This is a genomic window from Actinomycetospora sp. CA-053990 (assembly GCF_050948445.1).
Taxonomy (GTDB): domain Bacteria; phylum Actinomycetota; class Actinomycetes; order Mycobacteriales; family Pseudonocardiaceae; genus Actinomycetospora; species Actinomycetospora callitridis.
Map to the genome: position 1 here is coordinate 2,142,738 of NZ_CP192043.1, position 15,221 is coordinate 2,157,958.

General features: G+C 73.5%; 15 protein-coding genes. 10 read left to right on the top strand and 5 right to left on the bottom strand.

Features of this window, described 5'->3' with window-relative positions:
- Positions 1 to 2: 2 nt before the first annotated feature.
- Complete coding sequence (gene ligD / locus ACQPYN_RS10910; RefSeq protein WP_433036709.1) at positions 3 to 983, bottom strand: non-homologous end-joining DNA ligase; 981 nt, start codon at positions 981 to 983, stop codon at positions 3 to 5.
- On the opposite strand from ligD, the gene ACQPYN_RS10915 reads away from it, so the two are divergent.
- Positions 982 to 2,364 carry an FAD-dependent oxidoreductase gene (locus ACQPYN_RS10915; protein WP_433036711.1) on the top strand — a complete coding sequence of 461 codons (1,383 nt, stop codon included), beginning with the start codon at positions 982 to 984 and terminating at the stop codon, positions 2,362 to 2,364. The two genes, ligD and ACQPYN_RS10915, sit on opposite strands and share 2 nt — an antisense overlap.
- 61 nt (positions 2,365 to 2,425) lie before the next feature.
- Here ACQPYN_RS10915 and ACQPYN_RS10920 read toward each other — a convergent pair whose 3' ends face one another.
- On the bottom strand, positions 2,426 to 4,399 hold the full coding sequence (locus tag ACQPYN_RS10920) for an amino acid transporter (RefSeq protein ID WP_433036713.1): 1,974 nt from the start codon (positions 4,397 to 4,399) through the stop codon (positions 2,426 to 2,428).
- Entirely contained in the window at positions 4,396 to 4,698 is a 303-nt protein-coding gene (locus ACQPYN_RS10925; RefSeq protein WP_433036715.1) for a DUF2631 domain-containing protein, read from the bottom strand. Before ACQPYN_RS10925 ends, ACQPYN_RS10920 begins: the two co-directional genes overlap by 4 nt.
- 78 nt (positions 4,699 to 4,776) lie before the next feature.
- Between ACQPYN_RS10925 and dxr the strand changes: the two genes are divergently transcribed.
- From dxr to ispG, 3 genes are all read left to right on the top strand, one after another.
- Positions 4,777 to 5,955, top strand: coding sequence for a 1-deoxy-D-xylulose-5-phosphate reductoisomerase (gene dxr / locus ACQPYN_RS10930; RefSeq protein ID WP_433036717.1), 1,179 nt, complete (start codon positions 4,777 to 4,779; stop codon positions 5,953 to 5,955).
- Positions 5,956 to 6,020: 65 nt separating this feature from the next.
- Positions 6,021 to 7,316 carry a M50 family metallopeptidase gene (locus tag ACQPYN_RS10935; RefSeq protein ID WP_433038831.1) on the top strand — a complete coding sequence of 432 codons (1,296 nt, stop codon included), beginning with the start codon at positions 6,021 to 6,023 and terminating at the stop codon, positions 7,314 to 7,316.
- Positions 7,317 to 7,404: 88 nt separating this feature from the next.
- The gene (gene ispG, locus ACQPYN_RS10940; protein WP_433036719.1) at positions 7,405 to 8,568 is read left to right on the top strand and encodes a flavodoxin-dependent (E)-4-hydroxy-3-methylbut-2-enyl-diphosphate synthase; all 1,164 of its coding nucleotides are present in this window, start codon (positions 7,405 to 7,407) and stop codon (positions 8,566 to 8,568) included.
- A 38-nt stretch (positions 8,569 to 8,606) separates the two neighbouring features.
- On the opposite strand, the gene ACQPYN_RS10945 is transcribed toward ispG, so the two are convergent.
- Complete coding sequence (locus ACQPYN_RS10945; protein ID WP_433036721.1) at positions 8,607 to 9,602, bottom strand: NAD(P)-dependent alcohol dehydrogenase; 996 nt, start codon at positions 9,600 to 9,602, stop codon at positions 8,607 to 8,609.
- Positions 9,603 to 9,686: 84 nt separating this feature from the next.
- Between ACQPYN_RS10945 and ACQPYN_RS10950 the strand changes: the two genes are divergently transcribed.
- From ACQPYN_RS10950 to ACQPYN_RS10970, 5 genes are read left to right on the top strand one after another with little or no spacing between them, the layout of a single operon-like run.
- A complete protein-coding gene (locus ACQPYN_RS10950; protein WP_433036723.1) occupies positions 9,687 to 10,355 on the top strand; it encodes a TetR/AcrR family transcriptional regulator in 669 nt (222 codons plus the stop codon).
- Positions 10,352 to 11,215, top strand: coding sequence for a hypothetical protein (locus ACQPYN_RS10955; RefSeq protein ID WP_433036725.1), 864 nt, complete (start codon positions 10,352 to 10,354; stop codon positions 11,213 to 11,215). Before ACQPYN_RS10950 ends, ACQPYN_RS10955 begins: the two co-directional genes overlap by 4 nt.
- Positions 11,200 to 12,354, top strand: coding sequence for an alpha/beta hydrolase family protein (locus tag ACQPYN_RS10960; protein WP_433038833.1), 1,155 nt, complete (start codon positions 11,200 to 11,202; stop codon positions 12,352 to 12,354). Before ACQPYN_RS10955 ends, ACQPYN_RS10960 begins: the two co-directional genes overlap by 16 nt.
- A gap of 50 nt (positions 12,355 to 12,404) precedes the next feature.
- Positions 12,405 to 13,238, top strand: coding sequence for a GNAT family N-acetyltransferase (locus ACQPYN_RS10965; protein ID WP_433036727.1), 834 nt, complete (start codon positions 12,405 to 12,407; stop codon positions 13,236 to 13,238).
- A 26-nt stretch (positions 13,239 to 13,264) separates the two neighbouring features.
- Positions 13,265 to 13,639, top strand: a complete 375-nt coding sequence (locus ACQPYN_RS10970) for a DUF3054 domain-containing protein (RefSeq protein WP_433036729.1) — start codon at positions 13,265 to 13,267, stop codon at positions 13,637 to 13,639.
- 184 nt (positions 13,640 to 13,823) lie between these two features.
- On the opposite strand, the gene ACQPYN_RS10975 is transcribed toward ACQPYN_RS10970, so the two are convergent.
- Positions 13,824 to 14,063: a hypothetical protein gene (locus ACQPYN_RS10975; protein WP_433036731.1), complete on the bottom strand. Its 240-nt coding sequence runs from the start codon at positions 14,061 to 14,063 to the stop codon at positions 13,824 to 13,826.
- A 256-nt stretch (positions 14,064 to 14,319) separates the two neighbouring features.
- On the opposite strand from ACQPYN_RS10975, the gene map reads away from it, so the two are divergent.
- Positions 14,320 to 15,177, top strand: coding sequence for a type I methionyl aminopeptidase (gene map / locus ACQPYN_RS10980; protein WP_433036733.1), 858 nt, complete (start codon positions 14,320 to 14,322; stop codon positions 15,175 to 15,177).
- Positions 15,178 to 15,221 lie beyond the last annotated feature (44 nt).

The following is a 15,221-nucleotide window of genomic DNA, read 5'->3' on the forward strand; positions in this document are numbered from 1 at the left end:
GCTCAGACCTCGGGCGGCTCGTCGGGCACGCCCTCGTCGCGCTCGGCCCACTCGAGCAGGGCGCGCAGGTCGAACACCGACTCGTCGATGCCGGCCGTGAGGTCGCCGACCTCGGCGTAGCGGGCGGGCATCGTCGCGATCGTGAAGTCGCCCGGCTCGGCGTCGGGGACCTCGTCCCAGCGCAGCGGCGCCGACACCCGCGCCTCCGGCGTCCCGCGCACCGAGTAGGCCGAGGCGATCGTGTGGTCGCGGGTGTTCTGGTTCCAGTCGAGGAAGACCGTCCCGGGCTCGCGGTCCTTGCGCCACCAGGCGGTGGTGACGAGGTCGGGCGCCCGGCGCTCGACCTCGCGGGCGAACGCGAGCGCCGCCCGGCGCACCTCGGTGAACGAGTGCTCGGGGCGGATCCGCACGTAGATGTGCAGGCCCTTGCCGCCCGAGGTCTTGGGGAAGCCGACGGCGCCGAGGTCGTCGAGCACCTCCCGGGCGACCGCGGCCACCCGGCGCACGGTGGGGAACTCGACGTCGGGCATGGGGTCGAGGTCGATGCGCCACTCGTCGGGGGTCTCGACGTCGGCCGCGCGGCTGTTCCAGGGGTGGAACTCCACGGTCGACATCTGCACGGCCCAGATGACGTCGGCGGGGCTGGTGACGCACAGCTCGTCGGCGGTGCGGTTGTAGCGCGGGAAGTGCACGCGCACGGTCTTCACCCAGTCCGGGGCGCCCTTGGGGAGGCGCTTCTGGTGCACCTTCTCGCCGTCGGTGCCGGTGGGGAAGCGGTGCATCATGCAGGGCCGTTCCCGCAGGGCCCGGACGATGCCGTCGGAGACGGCGAGGTAGTACCGGGCGAGATCGAGTTTCGTTTCCCCGCGCGCCGAGAAGTACACCCTGTCGGGGTTCGACAGGCGCACGGTCCGTCCGTCGACCTCGATCTCCGCGGCCTCGGTCACGGCGGCACGATACTCCCGGAGCGGACGGAGGCTCATGACCAAGCGCATCGTGGTGATCGGCGGGGACGCCACCGGCATGTCGGCGGCGTCGACGGCGCTGCGCCACGCCGAGGAAGGCGCCCTCGAGGTCGTCGTGCTCGAGCGGGGTCACTACACGTCGTACTCGGCCTGCGGCATCCCGTACTGGATCGCCGGGGACGTCGGCAGCCGCGACGAGCTCATCGCGCGCACCCCCGAGCAGCACCGCGACGCCGGGATCGACCTGCGGATGCGCACCGAGGCGACGGCGATCGACCTCGACGAGCGGTCGGTGAGCGTGCGCGGGGTGGACGACGGCGACACCTACGAGCTCGGCTACGACGAGCTGGTCATCGCCACCGGCGCGGTGCCGACGGTGCCGCCGCTGGAGGGGGCCGAGGCCGAGGGCATCTTCGGTGTGCAGTCCCTGGAGCAGGGCGAGCAGATCGTCAAGGACCTCGGCGACGGGGAGCGACGGCGCGCCGTGGTCGTGGGCGCGGGCTACATCGGCGTCGAGATGGCCGAGGCCATGGTCAACCGCGGGCTCGAGACCACGATCGTCGACCAGGCGCCCGAGCCGTTCACCCAGGTCGACCCCGACATGGGCGCGCTGATCCGCGAGGCCATGGAGGGCATGGGCATCACCGTGCTCACCGGGGTCTCGGTCGACGGCTTCGACGTCGGCGAGGACGGGCGGGTGCGCGCGGTGCGCGCCGGCGACACCGTGCTCCCCGCCGACATCGTGATCATCGGTCTCGGGGTGAAGCCGAACGCGTCCCTCGCGGCCGACGCGGGGCTGAGGATCGGCGCGTCGGGCGGGATCACCACCGACGTGCGGATGCAGGCCGCGCCCGGCGTGTGGGCGGGCGGCGACTGCGTCGAGGTGCACCACAAGCTGGCCGGGAAGCCCGTGCACATCGCGCTCGGCACCCACGCCAACAAGCACGGCCGGATCATCGGCACCAACATCTCCGGCGGCTACGGCGCGTTCCCCGGCGTGATCGGCACGGCGATCAGCAAGGTCTGCTCGCTGGAGATCGGGCGCACGGGGCTCGGCCAGTCGGAGGCGGACGCCGCGGGGTTCGGCTACGTCACTGCCACCGTCGAGTCGACGACGACGGCCGGGTACTGGCCGGGCGCCGAGATGATGACGGTCAAGGTGCTCGCCGAGCAGCGCACCGGCCGGCTCCTGGGTGCCCAGATCGTGGGCCGCGCGGGGTCGGCGAAGCGGATCGACGTCTTCGCCACGGCGATCTGGAACGGCATGACCGTCGAGGAGATGACGTTCATGGACCTCTCCTACGCCCCGCCGTTCTCGCCGGTCTGGGACGCCGTCCTCGTCGCCGCCCGCAAGGCCGCCAAGGAGGTCCAGGCCGCCGTCCCGGCCTCACCGGTCTGACCCACGTGAGCGAAGTTCCCGGCTATAGCCGGGAACTTCGCTCACGGGTCAGGCGGCCGGGTCAGCCGACGTGGACCGCGGGTCGGCGGTTGCGGTCGGGCTCGGCCTCGCGGAGCACCTCGCGCGTCACCGGGGCCACCTCGCCGACGCCGAAGAGCAGGTAGCGGGCGATGTTGGTGGCCGGGCTGCCCTCGTCCCACTCGAAGTAGACGTGCGGGACGCGCCCGGTGAGGTCGCGCAGGTGCAGCAGGAGCGCCGCGATGGCGTTGGGCACCGTCGCGCTGCGGGCGCGCAGGATCCGGTACCCGTGGCGCTCCTCGCCGAGCACGTACAGCTCGGACTCGAAGTTCGACGGGTCGTCCACGGTGATCTCGACGAAGATCACCACGTCGCCGGACGGGATGTGGTGGTCGGCGCGCTCCTCGAGCTCCTTCTCCTCGTACTCGCGCTTGTCGCGCCGGTCCGGCTCGTTGGCCACCAGCCGGATCGTCGCCTCCGGGTCCTCCTCGTGGGCCTCACGCACGATCCGGCGGGCGGTCTTGTCGAGGTGCACGGCGGTGATCCGCAGCTCGGTGCTGCGCAGCGCCCGCGACGCGAACGACACGATGAAGATCGCCGCCACGAAGAGCAGGCCGATCTTGAGGCCCTCCGGGCGCTCGATCATGTTCGCCACGGTCGTGTAGACGAAGACGATCGCGATGATCCCGAAGCCGACCGTCGCCGCCTTCTGACCCTTGTGCCGGGCCGAGAGGGTCACCGAGATCGACGCCGACGTGATGAGCACCAGGACGCCCGTGGCGTAGGCGCCGCTCTGCGCGTCGACGCTCGCGTCGAAGATGATCGTGATCAGGATGCCGAGGGTCGTGAACACCAGCACCATCGGCCGCACGGCGCGCGCCCAGTTCGGCGCCATGCCGTAGCGCGGGAGGTAGCGCGGCACGAGGTTGAGCAGCCCCGCCATCGCCGACGCCCCGGCGAACCACAGGATCGTGATGGTCGACAGGTCGTAGGCCGTGCCGATGACCTCGCCGAACTGCTCGTGCGCGAGGTAGGCGAGCGCCCGCCCGTTGGCCTGGCCGCCGGGCCCGAACTGGTCGAGCGGGATGAGCAGCGTCGTGGCGAAGCTCGACGTGATGAGGAACCCGCTCATGATCAGGGCCGCGGTGGTGAGCAGTTTGCGGGCGCCGGCGATGCGTCCCTCGGGGTGCTTCTCGGTGTCGCCCTCGGCGCCCTTGACCAGCGGCATCACCGCGACCCCGGTCTCGAAGCCGGACAGGCCCAGCGCGAGCTTGGGGAACACCACGAGGGCGATCGCGACGACGATCAGCGGGTTGCCGTGCTGGGTGAGCAGGGCGTCGCCCCAGTTGGCGATGAGCACCGGCTCGGTGAATACCCGGTAGAGCGCGCCGCCCACGACCACGAGGTTGAGCAGCAGGAACGTCGCCACCACGACCACCGCAATGTTGACGGCCTCGGCGAAGCCCATGAGGAAGACGACGCCGAGCAGCACGACGAGCGCGCAGGTCAGCGGCACCTCCCATCCGTGCAGCGCGCTGCTGACCAGGGGATTCTCGACGATGTGCGCGGTGGCGTCCGCGGTGGAGAGCGTGATCGTGATGAGGAAGTCGGTGACCGCGAAGCCCAGCAGGACGAGCACCAGCAGCTTCGACCACCAGTACGACAGCAGCCGCTCGAGCATGGCCACCGAGCCCTCGCCGTGCGGGCTCTCGCGGGCCACGCGCCGGTAGACCGGCAGGGCGCCCGCGAGCGTGACCACCACGAGGACGAGCGTCGCGATCGGCGAGATCAGGCCGGCGGCGACGACGGCGACGGCGGGCTGGTAGCCCAGTGTCGAGAAGTAGTCGACCCCGGTGAGGCACATGACGCGCCACCACGGCTTGCCGCGGGAGGTCTCCCGCGGCCTCGCGTGGGGCCCGGAGTACTGGGAACTGCGGTCGGCCAGGCCGTCGAGCAGCCACCGTCGTACGGCCGACGGCTCCCGGTGTTGTTCGGGCGGCGCCGGCGGGGCGCTCACCGCCGCCAGGACGTCCGGGCGCGGATGATCGAGCCGAGCGACAGCGCGAAGAACCCGATCGCGAGGACGACCAGCCAGATGTCCTCCTGGGCGCCCACGTGGTTGCCCCAGAGCATGATCAGCAGGATCGCCGCGACCAGGAAGCCCGCGAAGCGCGCGAGCCTCGGGTAGTGCCCGTGCCAGCCCCACTCCACCGAGGGCTCGTCGTCCGAGGACACACCGTTGACCACCACGGCCTCGTGGTCGTGGTGCGCGACTCCGCCGCCGCGCTCCTGCTTGGCAGGGCTGTTCGAGGCCACGGGGCACTCCTGTCGTCTCGCTCGTCCGGGCGCGCCCAACCTACCGCCCCGGGCCCGCGCCCGTGATGATGAGCCGCGATGAGCACACCGTCCGGGTCCCCCTCCGCGCCTCGCCGCGTCGTCCTCCTGGGCTCCACCGGATCGATCGGCACCCAGGCCCTCGACATCGTGCGGGCCCACCCCGAGCGCTTCGTCGTCACCGGGCTCGCCGCCGGTGGCGGCCGTCCCGACCTGCTCGCCCAGCAGGCCGCCGAGTTCGGGGTGCCGACGCTCGCCGTCGCCGACCCGGCGTCCGCGCCGGACCTGCGGGAGCGCACGGGGGCCGACGTCCTCGTCGGCCCGGAGGCGGCCGCCGAGCTGGCCGGCTCGGGCGCCGATGTCGTGCTCAACGCCATGGACGGCTCGCGCGGCCTCGCCCCGACGCTCGCCGCGCTCGCCGCGGGCCCGACGCTCGCGCTGGCCAACAAGGAGTCGCTGGTGGCCGGCGGGCCGCTGGTGACGCGCACGGCGACCCCCGGCCAGCTCGTCCCGGTGGACTCCGAGCACTCCGCGCTCGCGCAGTGCCTGCGGGGAGGCCGCGCCGAGGAGGTCGGGCGCCTCGTGCTCACCGCGTCCGGCGGCCCGTTCCGCGGACGATCCCGCAGCGAGCTCGCCGGCGTCACCGTCGACCAGGCGCTGGCCCACCCCACCTGGGCGATGGGGCCGGTGGTGACGCTGAACTCGTCGACGCTGGTGAACAAGGGGCTCGAGCTGATCGAGGCCCACCTGCTGTTCGGCGTGCCCTACGCGCGCATCGACGTCGTCGTGCACCCGCAGTCGATGATCCACTCGATGGTCACCTTCGTGGACGGCGCGACGATCGCCCAGGTCAGCCCGCCCGACATGCACATGCCGATCGCGCTCGCCCTCGCCTGGCCCGAGCGCCTCGCCGGCGCGAGCCGGCCCGAGACGTTCGCCGACCCGACGAGCTGGACCTTCGAGCCCGTCGACGCCCACGCGTTCCCCGCCCTCGACCTCGCCCGCGCCGCGGGCAGCGCCGGGGGATGCCTGCCCGCGGTCTACAACGCCGCGAACGAGGAGGCCGTCGCGGCCTTCCTCGCCGGTCGCTGCGCCTGGACCGGGATCGACGAGACGCTCGCCGCGGTGCTCGACGACGCGGGGGAGTGGGTGGCCGACCCGGGCACCGTCGCCGACGTGCTCGCCGCCGAGGACTGGGCCCGCGCCCGGGCCCGCGAGCGCCTCGTGCCGGTGTCCTGAGCGGTGTCCTGACCCGGGGCGCCCACGCAGGGCACATCCCCGGCCGTCTACCGTCCTGACCCGTGATGCTCGTCCTGGGGATCGTGCTCTTCGCGCTGGGTCTGCTGCTCTCCATCGCGTGGCACGAGCTCGGCCACTACACGGCGGCCCGGCGGTTCGGCATCCGCGTGCCCGAGTTCATGGTCGGGTTCGGGCCGACGGTGCTCTCGGTCAAGAAGGGCGAGACCCGCTTCGGCCTGAAGGCCGTCCCGCTCGGCGGCTACATCCGGATGATCGGGATGATCCCGCCCGCCCCCGGCGAGCGCATCGGTCGCAGCCGCCGGTCGGGGCCGTTCCAGGGGATGGTCGACGACGTCCGCGCCGACTCGGTCCGCGACTTCGAGCCCGGCGACGAGGACCGCCAGTTCTGGACCCGCAAGCCCTGGCAGCGGATCATCGTCATGCTCGCCGGACCGTTCATGAACCTGATCCTGGCGATCGTGCTGTTCGCCGTCGTGCTCATGGGCTTCGGCGTCGCGACCCCGCAGCCGGTGGTCAACGCCGTGAGCGAGTGCGTCGTCCCGGCCTCGTCGCAGACCGGTCCCGGCTGCCCGCCCGGCGCCCCGCCGACGCCCGCCGCGCAGGCGGGCTTCCTGCCCGGCGACCGCATCGTGAGCTTCGCCGGCCAGACCTACCCGGACTGGCCGAGCCTCCAGCGCGCCATCCGTGACGCGCGCGGCACCGTGCCCGTGGTCGTCGACCGGAACGGCAGCGAGCTCACGCTCTACCCGACGCTGATCGAGAACCAGGTGCCCGACCTGGACACCCCGCTCGGCGCCGACCCCCGCTACATCACCGCGTCGTTCCTCGGCCTCGAGCCGATCCAGCCGGTGATGCGCCAGAGCGTGGGGCAGGTCACCGAGCGCATGGGGGAGATGCTCGAGGGCTCCGTCTACGCGATCGCGCGCCTGCCCGAGAAGGTGCCGGCGCTGTTCGGGGCGGTGTTCCTCGGCGAGGAGCGCGAGGTCAACGGCCCGGTGAGCCTCGTCGGCGTCTCGGTCATGGGCGGCCAGGTGCTCGAGCAGGAGCGGCCGGTGGCGGTCGAGATCTCGATCTTCCTCAACCTGCTCGCCGCGGTGAACCTGTCGCTGTGCCTGCTCAACCTGCTGCCGATCCTGCCGCTGGACGGCGGGCACGTGCTGCCGGCCCTGTGGGAGGCCGTCAAGAAGCGGATCGCGCGGCTGCGGGGGCGCCCCGACCCCGGCCCGGTCGACCTCGCCCGCCTGATGCCGATCGGCGTCGGGTTCGCGGCGGTGATCATGGCCTACGGGCTGCTGGTGATCGTGGCCGACATCGTCAACCCGATCGACCTGGGGTTGTAGCTCACTCCCGGACGTGTCACGGCCCACCGGCGGGGGCCTCGCGGCTGTAGGACACTGGAGAGGTCAGGTCCTCCAGCACGGGAGAGAGATGACCATCGATCTCGGCCTGCCCGAAGCCCCTGCGGTGCTCGCGCCCCGGCGCAAGACCCGCCAGCTCGACGTGGGCGGCGTCGGTGTGGGCAGCGACCACCCGGTGTCGGTCCAGTCGATGACCACCACGCTGACCTCCGACGTCAACGCCACCCTCCAGCAGATCGCCGAGCTCACCGCGGCCGGCTGCGACATCGTCCGCGTCGCCGTGCCCTCGGCCGACGACGCCGAGGTGCTGCCGGCCATCGCGAAGAAGTCGAACATCCCGGTGATCGCCGACATCCACTTCCAGCCGAAGTACGTGTTCGCCGCGATCGACGCCGGCTGTGCCGCCGTCCGCGTGAACCCGGGCAACATCAAGCGCTTCGACGACAAGGTCGGCGAGATCGCGCGCGCCGCCAAGGACGCGGGCACCCCGATCCGCATCGGCGTCAACGCCGGCTCGCTCGAGCCCGGGATCATGGCGAAGTACGGCAAGGCGACGCCCGAGGCGCTCGTCGAGTCGGCGCTGTGGGAGGCCTCGCTCTTCGCCGAGCACGACTTCCACGACATCAAGATCTCGGTGAAGCACCACGACCCGGTGACGATGGTGCGCGCCTACGAGCTGCTCGCCGAGCAGTGCGACTACCCGCTGCACCTCGGCGTCACCGAGGCCGGGCCGACGTTCCAGGGGACGATCAAGTCCGCGACGGCGTTCGGCGCCCTGCTCAGCCGGGGCATCGGCGACACCATCCGCGTCTCGCTCTCGGCTCCGCCGATCGAGGAGGTCCGGGTCGGGCTCTCGATCCTCGAGTCGATGAACCTGCGCCCGCGCAAGCTCGAGATCGTCTCCTGCCCGTCCTGCGGGCGCGCGCAGGTCGACGTCTACAAGCTCGCCGACGAGGTGACCGCCGGGCTCGAGGGCATGGAGGTGCCGCTGCGCGTCGCCGTCATGGGCTGCGTCGTCAACGGTCCGGGCGAGGCCCGCGACGCCGACCTCGGCGTGGCGTCGGGCAACGGCAAGGGCCAGATCTTCGTCAAGGGCGAGGTCATCAAGACCGTGCCCGAGGCCCAGATCGTCGAGACCCTCATCGAGGAGGCCCTGCGCCTCGCCGAGGAGGCCGGCGAGGACGAGCTCGCGGGCGGCCAGGCCGGCAACGCGCCGACCGTCACGGTGGGCTAGGTCCTGGGCGGCTCAGGGTCGGGCCGTCGCGTGAGGGCTCACCGGGGGGCCTCCGCCGCTCGCTGATCGCGGGTGACCGACGGCCCCGCGCCCATGGTCAGGACGGACTTGCCCGCGGCGGGGCCCTGCTCGAGGTGGTGCATCGCGGCGACGACGTCGTCGAGCGCGAAGCGCCGGTCGACGACCGTGCGCAGACGCCCCTCGTCGAACCACTGCGCCAGGGTGGTAAGCAGCTCCGCGTCCGGGGCCGCGGTGAACGTCGCCAGCCGCCGGTCGCGGGACGACCGGAGCCGGGCGAACGCCAGCGCCTCGAGCATCTGGCGGGTCGTGCCGCCGACCATGAGGTAGCGGCCGCCCGGGGCGAGCAGGTCCCGGTAGCGACTCAACGGCCGGTCGCCGTTGACGCCCAGGACGACGTCGAAGAGCCCGTCGCGGGGGTCCTCGACGACCTCGTCGGCACCGAGCGAGCGGACCAGGTCGACATGGTGCGGACGGCACGTCGCGGTGACGTGGGCACCGAGGGCCCGGGCGATCTGCACGGCGAACGTGCCGACGCCACCCGAGGCACCGTCGACCAGCACCCGCTCGCCGTCGGCGACCCCGGCCGCGCGCAGGGCGCCCAGCGCCGTGCCGCCGGCGAGCGGGAGCGTCGCCGCCTCCTCGAACGAGGCCCGGCGCGGGAGGGGCGCGGCGAGGCGTTCGGGGAGGCGGACGTAGTCGGCGAACGCGCCCCAGCCGCTCGACGACACGTCGGCCATGACGGCGTCGCCGACCCGGAACCGCTCGGTGCCCGGGCCCAGGGCCGCGACGGTGCCGGCGACCTCGCAGCCCACCGCGGTGACCCGGGGGACGCGGAGACCGCGGGCCAGGCGCACCAGCCAGGGGTCGGCGCGCATGAGGCGCCGGTCGGCGGCGTTGAGGCCCGCGGCGCGCACGGCCACGAGGACCTCCCCGTCGCGGGGCTCGGGTGCCGGGACCTCGCGGACCTCGAGCACCTCCGGGGGTCCGTACCGGGGACAGACGACGGCGCGCACGGCGGCTCCTCTCGAGGGCGATACGTACAACGTACGTGACACGTACAACGTACGTCCATGGCGCTGTCGCGCTACCGTGCTCCCGTGTCCGCGGCCGACGATCAGGAGACGTTCCGCCCGCCACTGAACCGCCCGCGGGTCCTGCGCGCGGCGGTGGCCGTCGCCGACGCCAACGGCCTCGGTGCCCTGACCATGCGGGGGCTCGCGGCCGAGCTCGGCTTCGAGGTCATGTCGCTCTACAACCACGTCGCCAACAAGAACGACCTGCTCGCCGGCATGGTCGACCTGGTCGTCGCCGAGGCCGGGCTCCCGGCCGCCGATGACGAGTGGCGAGCGGCGATGCGCCGGTCGGTGCTGTCGACCCACGAGGTGCTCTCCCGGCACCCGTGGGCCGCACCGCTCTGGGCGGGCGGCCTCCCGGGCCCCGCCCTGCTGACCCTGATGGACGCGTGGCTCGCCACGCTCGCCCGCTCGGGACTCGACCCGGAGACCGCCCACCGGGGATTCCACGCGCTGAGCAACCACGTCGTCGGGTTCGCCCTGCAGGAGCCGGGTGTGGCGCGCGGCCAGGGCGGCCGGCAGGACGGTGCCCGCGCGTTCGTCGACGGGCTGCCGTTCGGCGCGTACCCGCACTTCGTGGCCCACGTCCACGAGCACCTGGCCGGGCGGCCGGGCGGGAACAGCTTCGCGTTCGTCCTCGACCTCATCCTGGACGGGCTCGCCGCGGCACGCCGTGATCGGATGGGGGCGTGAGCACGTTCGACGACCTCGACGCCTTCGTCGCCACCCGCCGCTGCGCCGGGCTCGCGCTGTCACCGGACGGCACGCGCCTCGTCACCACAGTCTCGGAGCTCTCCGCGGACGGGAAGAAGTACGGCACCTCGCTGTGGGAGCTCGACCCCGGCGGTGACCGGGCGCCGCGGCGCCTGACGCGGTCGTCGACCGGCGAGTCGTCGGCGACGTTCACCCCGGACGGTGACCTGCTCTTCACCTCGCGACGCGCCGACCCGACGGCGGAGAAGCAGACCGAGGACCGGACCGCCCTGTGGCTGCTGCCCGCCCGGGGCGGCGAGGCCCGGCCGGTGGCCGAGCGTCCCGGCGGCGTCAGCGGTTTCGCCGTCGCGCGGGAGGCCGGCACGCTCGCGCTGGTCACCCCGAAGCCGGTGGAGGGCGACGCCGCCGAGCAGCGGGAGGCGCGCGAGACCGCGGGCGTCGCGGCGCGGCTGCACACCCAGTTCCCGGTCCGCTTCTGGGACCACGACCTCGGCCCCGGCCGCGCGCACCTGCAGCGGTGCGCACCCCGGACCCGGCCGACCCCGACGCCGGCTACGGCGAGCCCGAGCACGTCGCCCCCGGCGCCGACCACCGCTTCGGCGGGAGCGCGATCAGCCCCGACGGGCGGACCGTCGCGGTGGTCGCGGAGGTGCCCGACCCCGTCGATCCGGCGTCGCGGCGCCGCCGCCTCGAGCTGCACACCGAGGACGGGCGCGTCGTCGTCGGCGACGAGCCGGGGGCCGACCACGAGGCGCCCACCATCACCCCGGACGGCCGGTGGCTGCTCTGGGTCCGCGAGCGGCACCCCCGGCCGGGGCGCGGGATGGCGCACACGCTGAAGGCGCGCTCCCTGGAGGACGGGAGCGAGCGCGACGTCCTCCCCGAGGAGGCCGTCCAGGTCCGGGGCGTCACCGGGGCCCCGGGCGGCGACGTCGTGTACGTCGTCGTCGACGAGGCCGGCCACGGGCCGGTGCTGCGCGTGTCGATCACCGACGGCACCGTCACCCGCCTGACCCGCTCCGGGGCGTACACCGACGTCGTCGCCGCCCGGGACGGCTCGGCGCTCTACGCGCTGCGTTCGGGGGTGGACGCGCCCCCGACGCCGGTGCGCCTCGACCCGGAGGCCGCTGACCAGGAGCCCACGGCGCTGAGGGGAGTGACGCAGCTCGACCCGCTGCCCGGGACGCTCACCGAGGTGCACGCCACCGCCGCGGACGGCACGGCGCTGCGCTCGTGGCTGGTGCTGCCCGGGGGTGCGTCGGCGGCGTCCCCGGCCCCGCTGGTCCTCTGGATCCACGGCGGGCCGCTGTCGAGCTGGAACGCGTGGTCGTGGCGCTGGAACCCGTGGCTGATGGCGGCGCGCGGCTGGGCGGTGCTCCTGCCCGACCCGCGCCTGTCCACCGGCTACGGCCAGGAGTTCCTCGACCCCGCCACGGGGGCGTGGGGCGAGCTGCCCTACACCGACCTCATGACGGCCACCGAGGCCGCGGTGGCGCGCGAGGACATCGACGCCACGCACGTGGCCGCGATGGGCGGGTCCTTCGGCGGCTACATGGCCAACTGGATGGCCGGGCACACCGACCGCTTCGCCGCGATCGTCACCCACGCCAGCATCTGGCACCTCGACGGCTTCGTCGGCACCACCGACGCCTCGTTCCACTGGCGCCGGGAGTGGGGCGACCCCCTCGACGAGCGCGAGCGCTACGACGCCCACTCGCCCCACCGCCACGTGCGGTCGATCTCCACGCCGATGCTGGTGATCCACGGCGACAAGGACTACCGCGTGCCGATCTCCGAGGGTCTGCGGCTCTGGTACGACCTGCAGCGCTCCGGGGTGGAGTCGCAGTTCCTGTACTTCCCCGACGAGAACCACTGGGTGCTCCAGCCCGGGGACGCGAAGCTCTGGTACCGCACGGTGTGGGCGTTCCTCGACCACCACGTCCTGCACCGTCCCTGGGAGCGGCCGGCCCTCGTCTGACGGAGGGACGCGATCTCCCCTGCGGACCGTGGACGTGGCACGCTTGGGAGGTGCTCCGTACCGCCGGTGCGCGGCTGCTCGACGACCGGGACCGGTCGAAGGTGCGGAGCGCCCTCGACGCCGATCCCGTCGCCGCCTGCATGGTCGCCTCGCGCGTCGAGACGGTCGGGGTCGAGCCGTGGCGCCTGGGCGGTGAGCTGTGGGGCGTCGGCGGTCGGCTCGACGGTCTGTGCTTCTCCGGGGCCAACCTCGTGCCCCTGCGCGGCGACCGCGCGGAGGTGCGTCACTTCGCCGACCGGGCCCGTCGCCAGCGGCGCTCGTGCTCGTCGCTGGTCGGGCGCCGGGAGCTGGTGCTCCCGCTGTGGGAGGAGCTCTCCGAGCACTGGGACAGCGCCCGCGAGGTGCGTCCCGACCAGCCGTTGATGGCGACCGCGGTCGCCCCGACGGTGACGCCCGACCCCGCGGTGCGCCAGACCCGCCCGGACGAGCTCGAGCGCTACCTGCCCGCCGCGATCGCGATGTTCCTCGAGGAGGTCGGGGTCGACCCGCGCCTCGGGGACGGCGGCGCGGGCTACCGGGCGCGGGTGGCGGAGCTGATCGGCGCCGGGCGGGCGTTCGTGCGCTTCGAGCAGGGCGAGGTCGTGTTCAAGGCCGAGATCGGCGCCCTGTCGTCGCGGGTCGGGCAGATCCAGGGCGTCTGGGTGCACCCCGAGTGGCGGGGCCGGGGGCTCGGGCAGTCGGGGACCGCGGCCGTCGTCGCCCACCTCGTGCGGGCGCGCCGGGTCGCGAGCCTCTACGTCAACGCCTTCAACACCCCCGCCCGGCGCGCCTACGAGCGCATCGGGTTCGAGCAGGTCGGCTCGTTCGCCACCGTGCTGTTCTGAGTCCCGGACCTGATTAACCTCGGGTCGTGACCACCGCGACGCCCACCCGCGCCTCCTGGATCGCGCTCGACGCCGCGGCGGTGCTGGCCTTCGCGGCGATCGGCCGGGCGAGCCACACCGAGGACCTCGCCGGCACGCTGCTCACCGCCGCGCCCTTCGCCGTCGGCGCCGCCGTCGCGACGCTGGCCGCCCGCACGTGGCGCGAACCGCTCGCCTGGCGTGCGGGGCTCGCCGTGTGGGCGGGCGCCGTCGTGATCGGGCTGCCGTTGCGCGCCGCGATCACCGGACGCCTGCCCCTGTCGTTCGCGATCGTGGCCACCGTCGCGCTCGGCGTCCTGGTGCTGGGGTGGCGTGGCGTCGTCCGCCTGCTCGGCCGGTCGGTGACACGCCGTCACCGTTGAGCCTCGTCGGAGGGACGGCGGACCCTGATCCGGTGGACCGGTCGATGCACGGGACGACGTCCCCGGAATCGCCGATCGGCGGGGTGTCCCGGCACCCGGGGGCGATCCCGATGATCGAGGTGCCGACGTCGGGGAGCCCTTCCGCCCCGAGAGGCCGACGCGGGCGGGGCCGAGGATCGCGCGGTCAGCCCGGGTCGGCCGCGGGGCGGGTCGTCGCCTCCACGCCGACGTCCGCGGGCGTCCCTGTGGCAGCGTCCTCGCTGGTCGAGCAGCCCGGAGCGCCGATCGGCCACGCCGGACCGACGGGACCGGACGGGCCGGCCGGCGGCGGGGGGACGGCGCCCGCGTAGGCGGTGGCCCCCGTGACCGCGAGCGCTCCGGCCGCGACGGCGGAGACGATGGCGGCGGCCGTTTTCTTGTTCACGATCGTTCCCCCCGAGTGCCTCCTGCTCGCGCCCGATCGACCCGGCGGTGGAATCGATCCTGTCGTCGCGAACCGTCGACGACTATGGGGTTCGTTCACACAGCGTCGCCAGGAGTGGTGCGTCGGTCTCACCGGATCGTGTGCCGAACCCTGGTGGCGACGGCTCGTTGCTGCTCCACCGGTGGAGACACCGGCCCGGATCTGTCCACGACACGAGACGACGGCGGCCCGCGAGCGGGGCGCCTAGGGTGGGGGTATGCCGGTCCGCGCCCCGTTGCGGCCCGGGCAGCAGACCCCGCTGCGCCCGGTGCCCCCGCACATCACCCGCCCCGAGTACGTCGGGAAGCCCGCGCCCACGCGCAGCACCGATCCGTGGGTGCAGCCGCCCGAGGTCATCGAGGCCATGCGCCACGCCTCGAAGATCGGCGCGCAGGCGCTGCAGGCCGGCGGCGAGGCCGTCCGCCCGGGCGTCACCACCGACGAGGTCGACCGCGTCGTCCACGAGTTCCTCGTCGATCACGACGCCTACCCGTCGACGCTGGGCTACCGCGGCTTCCCGAAGTCGTGCTGCACCTCGCTCAACGAGGTCATCTGCCACGGCATCCCGGACTCCACGGTCATCAGCGACGGCGACATCGTCAACATCGACGTCACCGCCTACATCGGCGGCGTGCACGGGGACACCAACGCGACGTTCCTCGCCGGGGCCGTCGACGAGGAGGACCGCCTGCTCGTCGAGCGCACCCGAGAGGCGACGATGCGGGCGATCAAGGCGGTCAAGCCGGGGCGTGAGCTCAACGTCGTCGGGCGGGTCATCGAGTCGTACGCGAACCGGTTCGGCTACGGCGTCGTCCGCGACTTCACCGGCCACGGCATCGGGCGCGCGTTCCACTCGGGACTCGTCGTCGTCCACTACGACGACCCGGACCGCCACGAGATGCTCGAGCCGGGGATGACGTTCACGATCGAACCGATGATCACCCGCGGCTCCGTCGACTACGACGTCTGGGACGACGGCTGGACGGTGACGACCAAGGACAAGTCGCGCACCGCGCAGTTCGAGCACACGATCCTGGTCACCGACACCGGCAGCGAGATCCTCACGCTGCCGTGAGCACCTGCCGGTGCAAGCCCTGCGTCCTCGCTTGCACTGGACGC